This window comes from Streptantibioticus rubrisoli (genome assembly GCF_024436055.1).
Taxonomy (GTDB): Bacteria; Actinomycetota; Actinomycetes; order Streptomycetales; family Streptomycetaceae; genus Streptantibioticus_A; species Streptantibioticus_A rubrisoli.
Window position 1 is genome coordinate 179,755 of the sequence record NZ_JANFNH010000005.1, and the last position, 17,061, is coordinate 196,815.

17 protein-coding genes are annotated in these 17,061 nt (G+C 69.0%); 7 read left to right on the forward strand and 10 right to left on the reverse strand.

Features of this window, described 5'->3' with window-relative positions; genetic code table 11:
• The first annotated feature begins 104 nt into the window (after positions 1–104).
• The 7 genes from NON19_RS08860 (at position 105) to trxA (ending at position 9,662) form a co-directional block, all read left to right on the forward strand.
• Positions 105–2,438: a DUF6049 family protein gene (locus NON19_RS08860; protein ID WP_255926129.1), complete on the forward strand. Its 2,334-nt coding sequence runs from the start codon at positions 105–107 to the stop codon at positions 2,436–2,438.
• A gap of 43 nt (positions 2,439–2,481) precedes the next feature.
• A complete protein-coding gene (murJ, locus tag NON19_RS08865; RefSeq protein WP_255926130.1) occupies positions 2,482–4,665 on the forward strand; it encodes a murein biosynthesis integral membrane protein MurJ in 2,184 nt (727 codons plus the stop codon).
• Between the two features lie 148 nt (positions 4,666–4,813).
• The gene (locus tag NON19_RS08870) at positions 4,814–6,541 is read left to right on the forward strand and encodes a protein kinase family protein (RefSeq protein ID WP_255926131.1); all 1,728 of its coding nucleotides are present in this window, start codon (positions 4,814–4,816) and stop codon (positions 6,539–6,541) included.
• Positions 6,542–6,549: 8 nt separating this feature from the next.
• Positions 6,550–7,245 carry an RNA polymerase sigma factor SigM gene (sigM, locus tag NON19_RS08875; RefSeq protein WP_255926132.1) on the forward strand — a complete coding sequence of 232 codons (696 nt, stop codon included), beginning with the start codon at positions 6,550–6,552 and terminating at the stop codon, positions 7,243–7,245.
• Positions 7,242–8,138, forward strand: a complete 897-nt coding sequence (locus NON19_RS08880) for an anti-sigma factor family protein (RefSeq protein ID WP_255926133.1) — start codon at positions 7,242–7,244, stop codon at positions 8,136–8,138. The genes sigM and NON19_RS08880 overlap by 4 nt, the downstream gene beginning before the upstream one ends.
• Before the next feature lie 170 nt (positions 8,139–8,308).
• Complete coding sequence (trxB, locus tag NON19_RS08885; protein WP_255926134.1) at positions 8,309–9,286, forward strand: thioredoxin-disulfide reductase; 978 nt, start codon at positions 8,309–8,311, stop codon at positions 9,284–9,286.
• A 52-nt stretch (positions 9,287–9,338) separates the two neighbouring features.
• Positions 9,339–9,662 (forward strand): thioredoxin, encoded by a 324-nt coding sequence (trxA, locus tag NON19_RS08890; RefSeq protein ID WP_255926135.1) that lies wholly within the window; start codon positions 9,339–9,341, stop codon positions 9,660–9,662.
• 72 nt (positions 9,663–9,734) lie between these two features.
• Here trxA and NON19_RS08895 read toward each other — a convergent pair whose 3' ends face one another.
• From NON19_RS08895 to rpmH, 10 genes are all read right to left on the reverse strand, one after another.
• Entirely contained in the window at positions 9,735–10,352 is a 618-nt protein-coding gene (locus tag NON19_RS08895) for a GNAT family N-acetyltransferase (protein ID WP_255926136.1), read from the reverse strand.
• A gap of 4 nt (positions 10,353–10,356) precedes the next feature.
• On the reverse strand, positions 10,357–10,605 hold the full coding sequence (locus NON19_RS08900; RefSeq protein WP_255926137.1) for a hypothetical protein: 249 nt from the start codon (positions 10,603–10,605) through the stop codon (positions 10,357–10,359).
• A 134-nt stretch (positions 10,606–10,739) separates the two neighbouring features.
• Positions 10,740–11,867 (reverse strand): ParB/RepB/Spo0J family partition protein, encoded by a 1,128-nt coding sequence (locus NON19_RS08905; protein WP_255926138.1) that lies wholly within the window; start codon positions 11,865–11,867, stop codon positions 10,740–10,742.
• Positions 11,864–12,955, reverse strand: coding sequence for a ParA family protein (locus NON19_RS08910; RefSeq protein ID WP_303653480.1), 1,092 nt, complete (start codon positions 12,953–12,955; stop codon positions 11,864–11,866). The genes NON19_RS08905 and NON19_RS08910 overlap by 4 nt, the downstream gene beginning before the upstream one ends.
• Positions 12,956–13,191: 236 nt before the next feature.
• Positions 13,192–13,923 carry a 16S rRNA (guanine(527)-N(7))-methyltransferase RsmG gene (gene rsmG / locus NON19_RS08915; RefSeq protein ID WP_255926140.1) on the reverse strand — a complete coding sequence of 244 codons (732 nt, stop codon included), beginning with the start codon at positions 13,921–13,923 and terminating at the stop codon, positions 13,192–13,194.
• Positions 13,924–14,070: 147 nt separating this feature from the next.
• The gene (locus NON19_RS08920; protein WP_255926141.1) at positions 14,071–14,580 is read right to left on the reverse strand and encodes a Jag family protein; all 510 of its coding nucleotides are present in this window, start codon (positions 14,578–14,580) and stop codon (positions 14,071–14,073) included.
• A 66-nt stretch (positions 14,581–14,646) separates the two neighbouring features.
• A complete protein-coding gene (yidC, locus tag NON19_RS08925; RefSeq protein WP_255926142.1) occupies positions 14,647–15,750 on the reverse strand; it encodes a membrane protein insertase YidC in 1,104 nt (367 codons plus the stop codon).
• Between the two features lie 3 nt (positions 15,751–15,753).
• Entirely contained in the window at positions 15,754–16,083 is a 330-nt protein-coding gene (gene yidD / locus NON19_RS08930; RefSeq protein ID WP_255926143.1) for a membrane protein insertion efficiency factor YidD, read from the reverse strand.
• A complete protein-coding gene (gene rnpA / locus NON19_RS08935) occupies positions 16,080–16,457 on the reverse strand; it encodes a ribonuclease P protein component (RefSeq protein WP_255926144.1) in 378 nt (125 codons plus the stop codon). Before rnpA ends, yidD begins: the two co-directional genes overlap by 4 nt.
• Positions 16,458–16,473: 16 nt before the next feature.
• Positions 16,474–16,611, reverse strand: a complete 138-nt coding sequence (gene rpmH / locus NON19_RS08940; RefSeq protein ID WP_003956500.1) for a 50S ribosomal protein L34 — start codon at positions 16,609–16,611, stop codon at positions 16,474–16,476.
• Positions 16,612–17,061: the final 450 nt, after the last annotated feature.

A 17,061-nucleotide genomic window follows, 5' to 3' on the forward strand; every position in this document is an offset into this window, starting at 1 on the left:
CTTTGGTGATCTTGGAGGGCACTCCACGGCACTTACCCTCAGCAGCCATCGTTACCATGCCAGGACGCACATCCGATGGCGACGAGAGACGGACGGACGACCGCGTGGGCGAGGCGGCACGGCACCCCGGAACCACCCCTGCTCGTTCCTGGCTGCGACGCGCCGCGACGCTTGTCGGCGCCGCCCTGCTGACCAGCCTCGTCCAGTTCCCCACCGCGACCAGCGCGCACGCCGACACGGGCAGCGGCTCCAGCACCGCCGAGGTGGACGTGGACTCCCTCAGCCCCACCACGCCGGCCAAAAACGACACCCTCACCATCAGCGGCACGGTCACCAACGACGGCGATGAGACCATCTCCAGCGCCCACGTCGGCCTACGCCTCGGCAGCGGTGGCCCGCTGAGCAGCCGCAGCGCCATAAGCAACACCGCGGCCAGCGGCGCGTTCTCCGTGCTCGACGGCAACGAGATCGCCGACCACACCGCCAATCTGCCCGACATCCCGCCGCACATCAGCCTTCCTTTCACCCTCGATGTACCGGTCAGCGCGCTCGGCCTGGGCAACGACGGGGTCTACCAACTCGGTGTGACCGCGTCCGGCACCACCAAGGACGCCAACTACCAGCACGTTCTCGGCATCAAGCGGACCTTCCTGCCCTGGTACTCCCAGGGCGGCGGCGAGAAGACCAGGACCACCTTCCTGTGGCCGCTGATCGACCGCCCGCACATGGACATCCGCACCCCGGGCGACGACCAGCAGTCGCCGCTGTTCCGCGACGACGACCTCGCGGCGGAGCTCGCCCCCGGCGGTCGACTCGACCAGATGGTGTCGCTCGCCAAGGGGCTCCCGGTGACCTGGGTGATCGATCCGGACCTGCTGGCCACCGTCGACGCCATGACCAAGCCGTACAAGGTCCTCGGCCCGGACGGCGACCCCAAGCAGGCCACACCGGGCACCGGCACCGAGTACGCCAAGCAGTGGCTCAACGAGCTCCAGCACGCCATCCAGGGCGACGAGGTGGTCGCCCTGCCGTTCGGCGACCCGGACATCGCCTCCATCGCGCACCACGGCAAGGACGTCTCCGGGACCATCGGCCATCTGAAGGCCGCCACCGACCTGGCCGCCGTGACCGTCCAGACGGTGCTCGGGGTCAGCCCGCGTACCGACTTCGCCTGGCCCGCTGACGGCGCCGTCGACCCGTCCATCGTCGGCGTGGCCACCGCGGGCGGGGCCGACAAGATCATCGCCCGTAGCGACAGCCTGCGGGAGACCGGGGCGCTCAGCTACACGCCGTCCGCCGCCCGTCCCATCGGCGGCGGCACCACCGCGGTCGTCGCCGACAGCCCGCTGTCCAAGGCGTTCATGGGTGATCTGACCCGGGCTGACGCCGAGACGCTGGCCGTCCAGAAGTTCCTGGCCCAGTCCCTGATGATCGACGAGCAGGCGCCCGGGCAGCAGCGGAACATCGTCGTCGCACCGCAGCGGATGCCGACCACCAGCCAGGCGCAGGCCATGGCCGCGGCGATCTCCGCCTCCCGCACCGGCGGCTGGACCGACCCGGCCCCCCTCAGCGCCGCCGCCAAGGCCACCCCCGACCCGGGGGCGAACGAGTCGGTGCCCAGTGCCGACGCCTATCCGGCATCGCTGCGGCGGCAGGAGCTCACCACCGACGCCTTCCAGCAGATCCAGTCCGTCCAGGACTCGCTCAACAGCTTCCTGGTGATCCTCTCCCGCAAGGACCGGGTCACCACCCCGTTCGGAACCGCCGTCCTGCGCTCGATGTCGACCCAGTGGCGCGGTGACCCGGACAACGCCGCGGCCTTCAGGGGCGACGTCGCGTCGTACCTGAGCGACCTCACCCAGTACGTACACATCGTCGACAAGAAGTCGATCACTCTTTCCGGGCGTACCGCCACGATCCCGGTGACCGTCCAGAACAGCCTCACCCAGCAGGTCACGGGGTTGCAGCTGCGGCTGACCTCCAGCCAGAACAACCGGCTGGACGTGGGCATCCCGCAGGCCGTGACCGTCGACGGCGGCCACAGCCGCTCGTTGAAGTTCCGCACCACCGCCAGCGCCAACGGCATCACCTGGGTTTCCGCCCAGTTGTTCACCGCGGACGGCACGCCCTACGGCCAGCCCATGGTCTTCCAGGTGAACGTCACCTCCATCACCGACACCGTGATGCTGGTGATCGCCGGGGGGCTGCTGCTGCTGGTCCTGGCTGGATTCCGTATGTACCGGCACCGCAAGCGCCGGGCACTGCTGGCGTCCGACGAGACGGACGACACATCCGAGGAACCGCAGGCACCGGACGACGGCCGTGGTCAGGCCGCCGAAGGCGCCGGTACGGTCCCTGAGCAGCCGGGTGACCCGGCCGCTGACACCGCGGCGGAAAGCCCGGGGACCCGGGCAGCGGGTGAGAAGGTGGACAGATAGCCAGGGGCAGGGCCTGGGCCGTAAACCTTAAGGTGGGGCAGTGATGAACGCGCCGTACGACGGGGAGCGTGACCGGGCGTCGTCGTACGACGACGCGACGGCCGCGAGCCCGCCGCCTCCGCCCGAGCACCGCTCCGGTACCAGCCCTTACCCACCGGAGTCGTACGCCCACAACCCGTACGCCCAGCAAGCCCCGGCCGCCGAGGCCCACTACGACCGGCCCGCGCCGACCCCGACGCCGTCCGTTCCGCCGCCGAACCCGCCCCAGGGCTACCAGCAGCCCGCCGCCGACCCCCGGCAGTGGGCGCCCCAGCCGCCCCGCCATCCGGAGGGCCAGCCAGAGCACGCGCCCTACGGCAGCGGCCAGGCGAACCCGTACGCCGAGGCGAGCCCGAACTCGTACGCCGGAGCCAGCGACGCGACGCAGCAGCAGCCGGCCCAGGACCCGTACGCGCACTTCTTCCGCGACCAGCCCGCGGCCACCCAGCAGCAACCGGTGTTCACCGACGTCGCCGCCGAACCGGCGCCGGAATCCGAGGTGGCCGCGGATCCGCAGCCGGAGGCCACCGCCGAGGCCACCCGCTCCGGGGGCCGGGCAAGCAGCCTGCTCAAGTCCAGCGCGGTGATGGCCGCGGGAACACTGGTCTCCCGCGTCACCGGCTTCCTGCGCACCCTGGTCATCGGTGGGGCCATCGGCGTCTCGACGCTGAACGACAGCTACCAGGTGGCCAACACCCTGCCGACGATGATCTACATCTTGGTCGGCGGCGGCGCGCTCAACGCGGTGTTCATTCCGCAGTTGGTGCGGGCGATGAAGAACGACGAGGACGGCGGCGAGGCCTACGCCAACCGGCTGCTGACCCTCGTCGTGGTGGGCCTGGCGGCCGTCACCACGGTCATGGTGCTCGGCGCGCCCGTGCTGGTGCGGCTGATGTCGGACAAGATCGCCTCCGACCCGGTGACGATGAACGTCGCCGTGTCCTTCACCCGCTACTGCCTGCCGACCATGTTCTTCATGGGCGTGCACGTCGTACTCGGACAGATCCTCAACGCCCGTGGCCGGTTCGGCGCGATGATGTGGACCCCGGTCCTGAACAACATCGTCGTCATCGCCACTTTCGGCGCCTTCATCTGGGTCTACGGCACCGCCCGCACCTCGGGCGTGGACGCCGCCTCGATCTCCCCCGAGGGCATTCGGCTGCTCGGCATCGGCACGCTGCTGGGTCTCGCGGTCCAGGCGCTGGCCATGATCCCGTACCTGCGCGAGTCGGGACTGCGCATCCGGCCGCGCTTCGACTGGCGTGGACACGGCCTGGGCCACGCCGCCAAGCTCGCCAAGTGGACCTTCCTGTTCGTGCTGGCCAACCAGGCGGGCATGGTGGTCGTCACGCAACTCGCCACCTGGGCGGGCGCGGTCGCCGACAAGCAGGGCCACCCCGGTACCGGTATCACCGCCTACAACTACGCGCTGCTGCTCTGGCAGATGCCTCAGGCGATCATCACGGTCTCGGTGATGACGGCGGTACTGCCGCGCATCTCCCGCGCCGCGGCCGACGGCGACGCCTCAGCGGTGCGCGACGACCTGTCGTACGGGCTGCGGACCTCGGCCGTCGCGATCGTCCCGTGCGCCTTCGCCTTCCTGGCGCTCGGCGTGCCGATGGCCACCATGATGTACTCCAGCTCCGGCGAGTCCGGCGCCCGCAACATCGGCTACGTCCTGATGGCGTTCGGCCTCGGCCTGATCCCGTACTCGGTGCAGTACGTCGTGCTGCGCGGCTTCTACGCCTACGAGGACACCCGCACGCCCTTCTACAACACGGTGATCGTCGCAGTGGTCAACGCGGCGGCCTCCGGACTGTGCTTCCTCACGCTGCCCGCCCGCTGGGCCGTCGTCGGCATGGCCGCCTCCTACGGCCTGGCCTACCTGGTCGGAGTGGGAGTCGCGGTGAAGCGACTGGGTAAGCGCCTTGACGGCGACTTGGACGGCGCGCACGTCATCCGCACCTACGCGCGGCTGATCGGCGCCAGTCTGCCGGCGGCCCTGCTCGGTGGGGCCGCCGCCTATTGGATCGGTGGGATGCTCGGTGGAGGTTTCTTCGGTTCGCTCGCCTCACTGGTGGGCGGCGGCATCATTCTGCTAGGGGTCTTCTATGGAGCAGCACGCCGGATGCGCATCGAGGAATTGACAGCGATGGTGGGTATGGTGCGCGGTCGTCTGGGTCGTTGACGCGGCGCCAGCGGGCAACCATCGCCCGCCTTCGTGTGTCGTGCATAGCGGCGGACTGTGGGCACAATTGTCTTTGGCTTTGATACAGACGGCTTCGGTACAGACGCTGTGCACGACGCGTCCAACGGATGGGGAGGCAGGAACGACGGTGGCGGAGCGGAGCACGGCTGCCGTCGACGTGGCCAACGAGAGCGGCCAAGCGCCGCTCGCCGCCAGCGCGGGCGGGGCCACGGGCGACGAGGCGACGGCCCAGAGCGAAACGCAGGACGCGGAGCGGAAGACTTCGGAAGAGACCGCGCCGACCCCACCGCACCCCGAACCCCCGGAGTTGCACAGCGGCCACAGACTCGCCCGGCGCTACCGCCTGGAAGAGTGCGTCACCCGCGTTGACGGCTTCAGCAGTTGGCGTGCCGTCGACGAAAAGCTCCGTCGCGCCGTCGGCGTCCACCTGCTGCCCGCCGATCACCCCCGTTCCCGCGCCGTGTTGTCAGCCGCCCGCTCCGCGGCACTACTGGGCGATCCGCGCTTCGTTCAGGTCCTTGACGCCGTGGAGGAGAACGACCTCGTCTACGTCGTCCACGAATGGCTGCCTGACGCAACGGAGTTGGGCCCGCTGCTCGCCTCCGGTCCACTGGAGCCGTACGACGCGTACCAACTCGTCACCCAGGTCTCCCAGGCCATGGCGGCAGCCCACCGCGAGGGCCTCTCCCACCTCCGGCTCAACCCCGGCTCGGTGCTGCGCTCCGAGTCCGGCCAGTACCGCATCCGGGGGCTGGCAGTTGACGCGGCGCTGCGTGGAATCGAGTCGGAGCGCCCCAAGCGCACCGACACCGAGGCGATCGGCGCCCTGCTGTACTCGTCCCTGACCGGCCGCTGGCCGTACCCGGAGGACGCCCACGGCCTCAAGGGCCTGCCCAAGGACCTCGGACTGGTCCCCCCGGACCAGGTACGGGCGGGTGTGCACCGCGGTCTGTCCGGGCTGGCCATGCGCGCCCTGATCAACGACGGCGCCCATCCGTCACGCCACGAACAGCCGCTCACCACTCCCGAGGAGCTCGCCAAGGCCGTCGCCGCGCTGCCTCGGATCCGGCCGCCGGAGCCGCAGGGACCGACGTTCCCGCAGACCGCCTACCGTCAGCCCCCGGCGCGCCCCGGCCAGCCGGGCCCCACCCGTCAGGTTCCGGTGACACCGCCCCCGCCTCCGGCGCTCTCCGGCCGTGCGGGCAAGGTGTTCAAATGGAGCGTCGCCGCGCTGCTCATCGCCGCGCTGGGGCTTGGCAGTTGGCAGGTTGCGGACACCCTGATGAACCAGGGCGGCCAGTCGGGGTCCACCCAGCAGCAGCCGCAACAGCAGAAGGGCAGCGCGAGCACCGGCACCCAACACGGCACCCCCAAGCCGCTGGCCATCGTCAACGCCCAGGAGTACGCGCCGGACGGATCCCCGCAGCATCCCGGTCAGGTCAACGACACCTACGGCAAGGGGGGTTCGAAGTACTGGATCACCAAAGCCTTCAACGACGGCCCAGTGCTGGCCCCGTACAAACAGGGCGTCGGCATCGTCTATGACCTCGGCTCGGCGCAGAAGGTCAGCGGCGGCACCATCACCTTCCGCTACAGCGGTTCGTACACCGCGGTCGCGCTGTACGCGGCGGACTCGCTCTCGCCGTCGACGCAGCCGTCGGGCATGCACCAGATCGCCTCGGCGCGCACCGAAAGCACCACCGCCCAACTCACCGCCAAGGCCCCGGTGTCGACACGGTATGTCCTCGTCTGGATCACCGCCGTGCCTAACTCCCCTGCGGATTCCAGCACTTACAGTGGCGCTGGTTACAAGCAGGCCATAACGAACGTGTCGTTCAGCGGCCTGTCGTCGTAGGAGGAGGCATGGCGTTGGGCGAGGGATCGCATAAGGAGGCCACCGACCCGGATCTCCTCTCCCGCCATGTCGCGGGCGATCCCGACGCCTTCGCCGAGTTGGTGCGGCGCCACCGCGACCGTCTGTGGGCGGTCGCGGTGCGCACCCTCGGCGACCCCGAGGAGGCCGCGGACGCGGTGCAGGATGCCCTGGTCTCCGCCTTCCGTTCGGCGCACACCTTCCGCGGCCAGTCGGCCGTCACCACCTGGCTGCACCGCATCACCGTGAACGCCTGCCTCGACCGGGCCCGCAAGGCCGCCTCCCGGCGCACCGCACCGCTCGCCGACACCGAGCACCTGGAGACGCTGGTCGAGCCGCACGAGTCCGCCGAGGCCCCGGCCGAACGCGGGGAACTGCACCGCGAACTCATCCACGCCCTCGCCACGCTCCCGCCCGACCAGCGCGCCGCCCTGGTGCTGGTGGACATGCAGGGCTACCCGGTCGCCGAGGCCGCGAAGGTCCTCGACGTGCCCCCCGGCACGGTCAAAAGCAGATGTGCCCGGGGCCGCGCCCGGCTGCTTCCGCTACTCACCCACCTGCGTACGCACCACGGGGGTAGCGCGGGTGCCGGTGGGGGAAGGAACCGGACGCAGGCGACATCCGTCCCAGAGACGTCAGCGAAAGATCCGAAGGACGCCGTGAAGGGCGGAGGTGGTCAACAGTGACATCGACGGCCAGCACGGACGACCACCCCGAAGTCTCCGAGATCTCGGCATTCGCCGAGGGCATCCTGCCCCCCGAGCGCACGGCCGCCCTCCGCGGCCACCTCGCCGACTGCGTCCTGTGCACCGATGTGCGGGACTCCCTGGATGAGATCCGCGGTCTGCTCGGCAGCCTCCCGGGACCGTGCCGGATGCCTGCAGATGTCGCGGAGCGGATCGACGCCGCGCTCGCCGCCGAGGCATTGATCAACGCCACCACGCCGGACTCGATGCCCGCTGCCCCGCCCAACCCGGTGCGCGGAGACGCGGTCAGCCCGGTGCGGGCGGACGCGGCCCATGTTTCACGTGAAACAGCGCGCTCGGCCCCCCGCCCCGCCGGACATGCGCACGCGTCCACCGGACCGGGGCGCTCCCGGCCGCGGTGGCGTCGGGGTCGCACCCTGCTGGCCGCCGCGAGCGCTGCCGCCGTAATTGCCCTCGGTGGACTCTTCGTGAGCTCGCTCGGCACGTCCCACAGCGGCGGACCCGCGACAACGACCACCGCTGGCGCCCAGCAGCCGGGAATGTTCTCCGGAGCGGCGCTGCCCACGAAGGTCCACGAGCTGCTGGCCAACACCGGCGCCGCTTCCCCGAAGACCGGCGGGCACGCCGAGGAGACTCCGTTCGCCACCAAGGCCGCTCCCGCGCCGTCCTGCGTGCTGCAGGCCACCGGCCGGGCCGGGACTCCACTGGCCCTCTCGCCGGGCACGTACGAGGGGCGTGCGGCATATCTGATCGTGCTGCCGCACCCGTCCGACCCCGCGAAGGTCGACGCCTATGTCGTCGACGCGTCATGCGCGAGCGCGGGATCCTCCACGCCGGGCCATGTCCTGACCGAGCAGACGTACAACCGCTGAGCCCCTCCGAGCGGTCCCGCACGCTTGGCCGTGTGAACCTTCACCGCGCGGGATGACGGAGAGCGGTGACGGTCGACCTCCCCGGGAATGCCCGCATCGTAGGATCCGTTAGGCGGGGTGAAGCTTCCGCAAGGGTTCCCACAGCAGTCGGCAGAGACGAGGAAGAAGCCGTGAGCGATGTCCGCAACGTGATCATCATCGGGTCCGGGCCGGCGGGCTACACCGCGGCCCTCTACACTGCCCGGGCCTCCTTGAAGCCGCTGGTTTTCGAGGGCTCCGTCACCGCTGGCGGTGCGCTGATGAACACCACCGAGGTCGAGAACTTCCCCGGCTTCCGCGACGGCATCATGGGCCCGGACCTGATGGACAACATGCGGGCCCAGGCCGAGCGCTTCGGCGCCGAACTGGTGCCGGACGACGTGACGGCGGTGGACCTCACCGGCGAGATCAAGACCGTCACCGACTCGGCGGGCAACGTACACCGCGCCAAGGCGGTCATCGTGAGCACCGGTTCGCAGCACCGGAAGCTGAACCTGCCCTCTGAGGACGAACTGTCCGGCCGTGGCGTGTCGTGGTGTGCCACGTGTGACGGCTTCTTCTTCAAGGACCAGGACATCGCCGTGGTCGGCGGCGGTGACACGGCGATGGAGGAGGCGACCTTCCTCTCCCGGTTCGCCAAGTCCGTCACCGTCGTGCACCGCCGTGACACTCTGCGGGCCTCCAAGGCGATGCAGGAGCGGGCGTTCGCCGACCCGAAGATCTCGTTCATCTGGGACAGCGAGGTCGCCGAGATCCACGGCGAGGGCAAGCTCTCCGGTCTTACGCTGCGCAACGTGCAGTCCGGTGAGACCGCCCAACTGCCGGTGACTGGGCTGTTCATCGCGATCGGCCATGACCCGCGCACCGAACTGTTCAAGGGGCAGTTGGAGCTGGACGGCGACGGCTACCTCAAGGTCGACGCACCCAGCACCCGCACCAACCTGACCGGTGTGTTCGCGGCCGGTGACGTGGTCGACCACACCTACCGTCAGGCGATCACCGCGGCCGGTACCGGTTGTGCCGCCGCGCTGGACGCCGAGCGGTACCTGGCCGCCCTGAACGATGCCGAGAAGGCGGCAGAGCCGGAGAAGTCGGCCGCCGCCGTCTGAACCGTCCCCCTGAAACCCACCCCGCACGCAGCGACACTGAGGAGAAAAAGCCGTGGCTCTCAAGTCCGTAACCGACGCCTCTTTCGACGAGGACGTCCTCAAGAGCGACAAGCCCGTACTGGTCGACTTCTGGGCTGAGTGGTGCGGGCCGTGCCGCCAGGTCGCTCCCTCACTGGAGGCGATCGCCGCGGAGCACGGCGACAAGCTGGAGATCGTCAAGCTCAACATCGACCAGAACCCCACCATCACCGCCAAGTACGGGGTGATGTCGATCCCGACGATGAACGTCTACAAGGGTGGTGAGGTCGTCAAGACCATCGTCGGCGCCAAGCCGAAGGCCGCGATCGAGCGCGACCTGGCCGACTTCATCGGCTGATCATCGCCCGGCACATGGAGAGGGGGCGCCCCGGTGGGCGCCCCCTCTCCATGTTTCACGTGAAACACGCACTCACAACGGCCGCAACGCCGGTTCCTTCTGGACCGCGCCGAGCAGCCGGTCGATGGCCATCTCCACGTCTTCCTTCCAGGAGATGGTGGTCCGCAGATCCAGTCGCAGCCGTGGATAACGCGGATGGGGCCGTACCGTCTTGAAGCCCACCGCCGTCAGATGGTCCGCGGGCAGTATGCAGCCGGGCTCCTCCCACTTGGCGTCTCCGAAAGCCTCGATCGCTTTGAACCCCCGCCGTACCAGATCCTTGGCCACCGTCTGCACCAGCACTCTGCCAAGTCCCTGCCCTTGGTACCCGGGAAGCACGCGTGAGGTCATCAACTGCACGGCGTCGGGGGAGACCGGGCTGGTGGGAAACGCCAGCGACCGCGGTACGTAGGCGGGCGGGGCGTAGAGCACGAACCCGGCCGGTACTTCGTCCACATAGGCGACCCGGCCGCAGGAGCCCCACTCCAGCAGCACGGCCGAGATCCAGGCTTCCTTCTCCAGTTCCGGCTTGCCCGCCTGCGCCGCCGCCTCACCGCTTACCGGGTCGAGTTCCCAGAAGACACAGGAGCGGCAACGCTTGGGCAGATCCGGAAGGTTGTCCAAGGTCAGCGGTACGAGCCGACGCCCCATGGCCTCAGGCCCTCATCTCTAGCGGACGGTCGGTCGCCCCCGCCGGTGTGAGCCGCCGCGCCGCCATGCGGCGGGGGGCCAGAACGTCGCCGACAGGAGGGCCGCTGACGGCCGTACGCGCCGCGTCCAGCGCCTCGCGCTCCTTCAGCAGGCTGCCGACGAAGCCGCCCACCACCCCCAGACCCAACCCAGTGGCCACCAGAGCGGTCTTGCGCCAGTCGTGTCCCAGCAGAGTGCGGCTCACCGATCGCATGGGCTTCCCTTCACCGTGGAGCGCCATACCCACCCGCATCGTAACCGGGTCGCGACCTGCCCGATACCGAGGGCCCGCAAAGGGCGGGTCGCGTTCCACGGGACGCGACCCGCCCTGGCCACTGCGGGCTCAGCTCACTCCGAGTCGTCGTCCTCGGACTCGGCGGCCAAGCCCTGCTCAAGCACCCTGCCTTCGCCCGGGGCGATCTCCCCGAGGATGCGCTCCAGATCCTCTATTGAGGCGAACTCAACGACGATCTTTCCCTTGCGCTGCCCCAGGTCCACCTTCACCCGAGTGTCGAAGCGGTCCGACAGCCGGGAGGCGAGATCAGTGAGGGCGGGGGACAGCCGCCTACCGGCCCGTGGACCCTTGGGCTTCTTGGTGGCGCTGGGCTCGGCGCCCATCAAAGCCACGATCTCCTCGACCGAACGCACCGACAGTCCCTCGGCAACGATCCGCTGGGCCAGCCGGTCCTGCTCCTGAACATCATCCAGCGCGAGCAGCGCTCGGGCGTGCCCCGCGGACAGAACTCCTGCCGCCACCCGTCGTTGAACGGGAGGGGACAGCTTCAACAGCCTTAGTGTGTTGGATACTTGGGAACGAGAGCGTCCGATACGATCGGCCAGCTCCTCATGGGTGCAGCTGAAGTCCTGGAGCAACTGGTCGTAGGCGGCGGCCTCTTCCAGTGGATTGAGCTGAGCCCGGTGCAGGTTCTCCAGCAGGGCGTCCAGCAGCAGCTTCTCGTCCTCAGTCGCGCGGACGATGGCGGGGATGCGCTCAAGCCCCGCCTCGCGGCATGCCCGCCAGCGGCGCTCGCCCATGATCAGCTCATGGCGCTGAGGACCCGTCTGGCGCACCACAACCGGCTGGAGGAGGCCGACCTCCTTGATGGAGGTGACCAGTTCGGCCAGCGCGTCCTCGTCGAAGACCTCACGCGGCTGCCGTGGGTTCGGCGAGATGGAGTCGATCGGCAACTCGGCGAAGTGTGCTCCGGCCACCCCGGAGGGCGCGACCTCGGTGGCAGCGGCCTCGGTTTCACGTGAAACAGGAAGGTCGGCCACCGCTGGCGTCTCTCGCGTCCCGCGGTCCGCCAGCCCCGCGACCTTGGCCGCCGCGACACCGCGCTCCGGCGCGAGCACCGGCACCGCGGACGGGGAGGTGACCGCGGCCCCCACGGTGGGACTGGCCTTGTCGGATCCCGTCGGTGCGGCGGGAATCAGCGCACCGAGCCCCCGCCCCAACCCTCTGCGTCGCTCGCTCACTTGATCCCCTCCGACATGCTGTGCTGACCGTACTCACTGTTCTGGGGCGCCATATGCGCGTGCCGCCCGTCGTACTCGACGCCCATCCCAACGCCGCGGAGCGCCATTTCCCTGGCGGCCTCAAGGTAGGACAGCGCCCCACTGGAGCCAGGGTCATAGGTGAGTACCGTCTGGCCGTAGCTGGGCGCCTCGGAGATGCGGACCGAGCGCGGAATGCTGGTGCGCAGCACCTCCTTGCCGAAGTGGCTGCGTACCTCCTCGGCGACCTGGGCGGCGAGCCGGGTGCGGCCGTCGTACATGGTCAACAGGATGGTGGACACATGCAGTTTCGGGTTGAGATGCCCGCGTACCAGGTCCACGTTCCGTAGCAACTGGCCGAGGCCTTCCAGGGCGTAGTACTCGCACTGGATGGGGATCAGCACTTCAGCGCCCGCGACCAGGGCGTTGACCGTCAGCAGACCCAGTGAGGGCGGGCAGTCGATGAGAATGTAGTCCAACGGCTGTTCGTAGGACTCGATGGCGCGTTGGAGACGGCTCTCCCGGGCCACCAGCGAAACCAGTTCGATCTCGGCACCGGCCAGGTCGATCGTGGCGGGCGCACAGAACAGCCCCTCGACATCCGGGACCGGCTGTACAACCTCGGAGAGCGCCCGACCCTCCACCAGAACGTCATAGATGGAGGGGACTTCGGCATGGTGGTCGATGCCCAGTGCCGTGGAGGCGTTGCCCTGTGGGTCCAGATCCACCACCAGAACCCGCCCGCCGTGCAGGGCGAGTGAGGCGGCGAGGTTGACCGTTGTGGTGGTTTTGCCCACCCCGCCCTTCTGGTTCGCGACCACGATCACTCTGGTCTGCTCCGGCCGGGGAAGCCCCTCACCGGCCCTTCCCAGCGCCTCCACCGCCAGTTGGGCGGCCCGGCCGATCGGGGTGTCGTCCATGGGGGGCAGCGTTTCACGTGAAACACCGTCCCCTGTCGATTCACTTCGGGGGCCGGGGACCGGATCGGTCATCGGTCCCGCGGCATTGGCGTCGGACCGCAAGGACTCACTCTCCTCGACTGCAGGCTCGCGATGCACAGAGCCTGCCATGTTTTCCGGGTCGTGAACCAGTGAGGCCTGTTCTCCTGTGGATGAATCTGTGGATGAGCCCCCCGCATGGTGGGGCTTACGTGTGCGCGCCTCGGCCGCCGCGCGGCCACGGCTGAGGATTCCTGGCAGCAGTGAGCGACGTTTCACGTGAAACACGATGCACAGGCGGGTGTCTGTTTAGTCCACGACACTCCGAAATATGTAGTTTTGGCCGTTTGTATGGAGCACAGCGGCTGTCAGCGGCGCCGTCGAGCGCCCTTCACCGGACGGTTCGCCCGAGCCGCCTTCGCCCTACGGGTCGCGGCGCGCACCCCACCAGGACTCTCGCCGACCACTACCCGGACCACGGTGGACGGCGGATCCACCAACCCCACACCCGCCTGCACCACGGAGGTCTCGACCGCGCCGAGCTTGCTGAGAGCGGCACGCGCGGCCTTCAGCTCCTCCTCCGCGGTGTCGCCCTTGATCGCCAGCATCTCGCCGTGCGGCCGCAGCAGCGGAAGCCCCCACCCCGCAAGCCGGTCCAGTGGCGCCACCGCCCGAGCGGTGACCACGTCCACCGGTGGAAGGTGGCCGATCATCTCCTCGGCCCGCCCCCGTACCACCGAGACGTTGTCCAGCCCCAGCAGCATCACGACCTCCTCCAGGAAGGTCGTCCGCCGCAGCAGCGGTTCCAGCAGTGTGATCCGCAGATCCGGCCGCGCCAGCGCCAGGGGAATCCCCGGCAGCCCGGCGCCCGAGCCCACGTCGCACACGGACACGCCCTGCGGGACCACATCGGAGAGCACAGCGCAGTTCAGCAGATGCCGTTCCCACAGCCGAGGAACCTCACGCGGGCCGATCAGCCCTCGGCGCACCCCGGCATCGGCGAGCAGTTCCGCGTACCGCACGGCGTCGGCGAACCGGTCACCGAAAATCGTGTGCGCCTGCTGGGGCGCGGGGGGAAGCTCTGCGGCTGCCTCCGTCACGGGGCCGTCCCTTCAGTTCCACGGTGCCCGGACCGCGGCGCGGTCAGGGCCCGACTAGCAGACTGACAAGTGTCGGCCCCGCCTGCGTCCGCGCCCGGGGTGCTCCCGGACCCACAGGCGGGGCCGTCCAACAAGGTGTGTACAGCATCAAGCCGGGAGGACGACCACCCGGCGCTGGGGCTCCTCACCCTCAGACTCACTGCGCAGCCCGGCCGCCGCCACCGCGTCGTGCACGACCTTGCGCTCGAAAGGAGTCATCGGCCGCAGCTTGACCGGCTCACCGCTGCCCTTGGCCTCCTCGGCCGCCTTGGCACCCAGCTCGGTGAGCTCCGCGCGCTTGCGGGCCCGGAAACCACCGATGTCGAGCATCAGGCGGCTGCGGTCACCGGTCTCCCGGTGCACCGCCAGCCGGGTCAGCTCCTGCAGCGCCTCCAGCACCTCACCGTCCCGGCCGACCAGCTTCTGCAGGTCACGACTGGCCGAGTCACCGACGATCGAGACGGCCGCGCGGTCGCCCTCGACGTCCATGTCGATGTCACCGTCCAGATCGGCGATGTCCAGCAGGCCCTCAAGGTAATCGGCGGCGATCTCCCCTTCCTGCTCAAGGCGGGTCAGGGCGTCCTCGCCCTCGACGACGGGGGTGTTGCCTTCCGTCACGGATGGACTCCTATCCATTTGCGCTTCCATTTGCGCTGCGCTCGCTGGGCGCGGATTCTTCCGGCGCTACTTCTTCGACGGGTGCTTGGACCGCTGCTGGCCCTTGCGCTGGGCGCCCTTGGACTGGCCGCCCTTGGCGGAGCCACCGGACGCCTTGGCGTCCTCCGGCTCCTTGTCCAGCTTCGGCGCGGCATCGGACCCCGTGTCGCTCTTCGCCGAACCGACGGCCGCGGCATGGGCGGAACCCGACTGCCGCTGGGCCTTGGTCTGCCGCTTGGGCTGCTGACGCTTGACCGGCTGACCGCTCTCGGCGGCACGGACGGCGGCCTTCGGCTCCTCGACGAGCTTGCCCTTGGCCTGCAGCCGCGCCTGGCGCTCCTTGTAGGCGAGGCTGCCCGGGGTGGGGTTGCGGCGGATGACGAACATCTGCTGGCCCATGGTCCACACGTTCGTGGTCAACCAGTACACCAGGACACCGACGGGGAAGTTGATGCCGAAGACGGCGAACATCACCGGGAAGACGTACATCAGCATCTTCTGCTGCTGCATGAACGGCGTCTTCACCGTCATGTCGACGTTCTTGGTCATCAGCTGGCGCTGCGTGTAGAACTGCGACGCCGACATCAGGACGATCATGATGACCGTGACGATTCGCACATCGGTCGCTGAGGCGCCGAGCGAGGCGATCTTGCTGGCGCTGTCGGTGAACTTCACCGACAGCGGGGCGCCGAAGATGTGCGCGTGCCGGGCGCTGTCCAGCAGCGACTTGTGGATGACGCCGACCTGGTGGCCGCTGGCGATGTTGTGCAGCACGCCGTACAGCGACATGAAGAAGGGCGACTGTACGAGGATGGGAAGGCAGCTGGAGAGCGGGTTGGTACCCGACTCCTTGTACAGCTTCATCATCTCTTCGGACTGGCGCTGCTTGTCGTGCTTGTAGCGCTCCTGGATCGCCTTCATCTTCGGCTGGAGCACCTGCATGTTCCGCGTCGCCTTGATCTGCTTGACGAACAGCGGGATCAGGCAGATCCGGATCAGCACAACCAGCGAGACGATGGACAGACCCCACGCCCAACCGCTGTCAGGCTTGAAGATCAGGCTGTAGAACGTGTGGAACTGGACGATGATCCACGAAACAGCGGTATAGAGGGGACTCAGGATCGTTCCCACAGATCAGGCTCCTTGGGCAGTGGGCTGTGTCTCGGTCGCCCTGTTGGGTTCGGCGGCGGGGTGCCCGCCGGGGTCTTTCCGTAGCGCCTCGCGCAGTCGAGCGTGCCACGGCGGTCGCTTGCGCGGCGGAACATGGTCCACACCGCCCAGGGACCACGGGTTGCAGCGCAGGACGCGCCACGCGGTCAGGGCCGTGCCCTTGACCGCGCCGTGCACGGCAATGGCCTCGTACCCGTAGTGGGAACAGGAGGGGTAGTACTTGCAGACCGGCCCGAGCAGCGGGCTGATCGTCCACTGGTACAGCTTGATGAGCCACATCAACGGATATTTCATCGCACGCCCCTCCCCCCCAGTAGCCGCCGTAGTGCGGCGTCCAGGTCGCGGGCCAGGGAAGCGTGATCCGCGGCGCCGGCGCCGGGCAGCGCCCGTACAACCACCAGGCTACCTGCGGGAAGCTCGGACAGGCGTTCGCGAACCAGGTGCCGCAGTCGGCGCTTGACCCGGTTCCGTTCGACCGCACCGCCCACGGCCTTGCTCACGACGAAACCCGCACGCGCCGGGGGAACACTCCCCCCCGTAGCGTGCGGGTCCGTAATCTCGCTGTCTCGCAGGTGCACGACGAGCAGTGGGCGTCCGGCTCGGCGCCCCCGTCGTACCGCTGTCGCGAAGTCCTGGCGCCGCCTCAGCCGGTTCTCGGTGGGCAGCACGGCATGACCCGTGCGATCAGGCGGACAGGCGCGCGCGACCCTTGCTGCGGCGCGACGCGAGGATGGCGCGCCCGGCACGGGTGCGCATGCGCAGCCGGAAGCCGTGGGTCTTCGCGCGGCGGCGGTTGTTCGGCTGGAAGGTGCGCTTGCTCACTCGGGGACTCCAGGAATGCTTGGTGTCTCGTCCGCTTTGTCCGAGACGTGTGTGGGGCGTCGCTTGGCTGTCACCGTGCGCCCACGAAGCTCGCGATACGCCTTGGGTGTAACCGCTTATCCAGTCACCTGAAGTGATCTGTGCCCTTCGTCAGGCAGGCGGCAGCAGCCATCGACAACTCGACCTGGTTACGGTACGCGCGGCTACGCCATTCGGTCAAACCAGCTCCGCCAGGCGGCCGACGCGCCGACCCCGACCCACTGAAGCACGGCCCGCTGACACATGGCACATTTGTACACACCCTGTGGACAACGACTTGAACCACAGACGGGGCGCTGACTACCGTGGCTGGACTCAGGGATCTCCGCCGAACCAACCCGACATACTTCCCGCACTTCCCGAGAACCACACCTTCGTGGGACACGTCGGCGCCCTCTCGATTCCACCGAG